The 2026-nt window shown below is 41.9% G+C and carries 1 protein-coding gene; it reads right to left on the reverse strand.

The genetic code is table 11. The annotated features are described in order from the left end of the window. Window positions 1–110: 110 nt before the first annotated feature. Complete coding sequence (gene ltrA, locus F6K49_RS43950) at window positions 111–1796, reverse strand: group II intron reverse transcriptase/maturase (protein ID WP_293027029.1); 1686 nt, start codon at window positions 1794–1796, stop codon at window positions 111–113. Between the last annotated feature and the right edge of the window lie 230 nt (window positions 1797–2026).

Genomic DNA, 2026 nt, shown 5'->3' on the forward strand with positions numbered 1-2026 from the left:
AATCATTAAACTAAGCCGGTGAGTCGCCTCACCGACTCGTCTTCAAAACCGTACGTGATACTTTCGTATCATACGGCTCCTCATCATAGGAATCCTTGTCAGTGGCACCTCTAAAACGGATTTTCATCTATCTCATGTGAGTTGATTTTGTTTCCGTGTTTGGCATCGTGACAGTGGAGGTGTAATAATTCTAAATTTTTGTTTAGATTACTTCCACCATTAGCACGTGGTATTATGTGATGTTTTTCCAACAAATCTCCATCTTTAAAGGTAAGTCCACAATGAGTACATTTCCCTTCTTGCCGTTCTAAAAGCTTTCCCTTCTGAGTGGTCATCTCAGGATGTTCTCTCATTCTGGTGCTCCAATAGATTAGGTCTCCATCGTAAGGGCTTCTGGTGTCCTGGACTTTTTTATGCCTGACAATTTCTGTTTTAGCATGTTTTGGGAGGCTAATACCCTCTTTAGTCATGAACACCCAGTTATCATCTCCGATGGTTCCCCAATATTTCTTGTTTACCCAGGATTTCGATTTCTTTGGATGTCTCCTGTATCCCCATCTTTGGAGTTTATTCCATAGCATGTTCCCTAAGTCGTTGAAGGTTTCTTTACTACAGACCCCTCTGTAGTAGTTACACCATCCACGTATAATAGGTTTAAGGTGGCGTATTAATGCTTCCTGAGGGGCAGCTCTATGTTTCCTAATGGCATTTGAGAGCTGCCCGTAATGCTCTTGGACTTTTTCCTTAGATGGTTTGATGATGGTTTTAAAGCCTTGTTTTGAGTGGTTTTTACCTGCTTTGTATTGACGTATGTTAAATCCGAGGAAGTTGAATCCGTCAAGGGTATGGGTCATTTGAGTTTTACTAGGCTTTAATTCCAAACCCATGTTATGTAGCCAGTTGTTAATCACTTCCTGACATTCTTCTACCACTTTCTGGTCTTTATGTAGGATGACGAAATCGTCAGCATATCTGATTAAGGCTAATCCCTTTTTGTAGTGGGTTTTTTTACCTTTTACAGAGTTGGCGTAATCCCATATGGCTTTTTCCATTCCGTGGAGGGCTATGTTCGCTAAAAGTGGAGAGATGACTCCACCTTGAGGAGTACCCTCATTTGTAGGTGAGAATATCCCGTTATCCATCACACCGGCTTTTAACCAGGACTTTATTAGACGTCTCATGGATGGATAAGTATTTAATTTAGTTAGAAGTGCTTCGTGGTTAATTTTGTCGAAACATTTGGCAATGTCAGCATCTAATACCCATTTAGGTTTTTTGTTAATGCTTACATATATTGCTCCGATGGCATCATGACATGAGCGTCCTGGTCTGAATCCATATGAGTTAGGTTCAAATGTGGCTTCCCATTCAGGTTCAAGAGCCTGTTTGGCAAGTGCCTGTAATGCGCGGTCGTATATGGTCGGTATTCCTAATGGGCGTTTTTCCTTCCGTCCAGGTTTGGGTATCCATACCCTTCTGGTTGGTTGTGCCCTTTTTGAGATTATTAGGCTGTCTACTAAGGCGAGTCGTTGCTTACTTGTTAGAGCTTTCTTCCCGTCTATTCCAGCAGTCTTTTTGCCTTTGTTCTCTTGGGTAACCCTTCGGACCGCAATCATTTTGGCTGTCCAGGACTTCATCAGGATTTTTTGTAGTTTTCGTACCACGCGGACGTCTCCACGTTGAGAGGCTTGATATATTCGTTTTTGTAACTTCCACAAAGTCTTTTCTAGCTTTTGCCAGTTAACTTTGTTCCATTCTGACTGTGGAGCGAACCCCCGAGTTTTAGACTTATTCATTACTACTTACGACCATATCTTTTCCTATAACGTGAGTCTGTCTGCGTATCCTAGGTATTACCCTAGGCATTTGCTTCTGACTCAATCTTGTCCTCACATGACTTGCGGCTAGCTACCTACTCGAAATGTTCGACCTTTTCGAGAGTACATGTGAGAATTACCTCGTTCCTGATAATCATATTTTGAACTTTTAGGGCAGTACTGTTCACCGGGAGTTGTGGGAAATCTTA

The sequence above is a fragment of the Moorena sp. SIO3I6 genome (assembly GCF_010672095.1).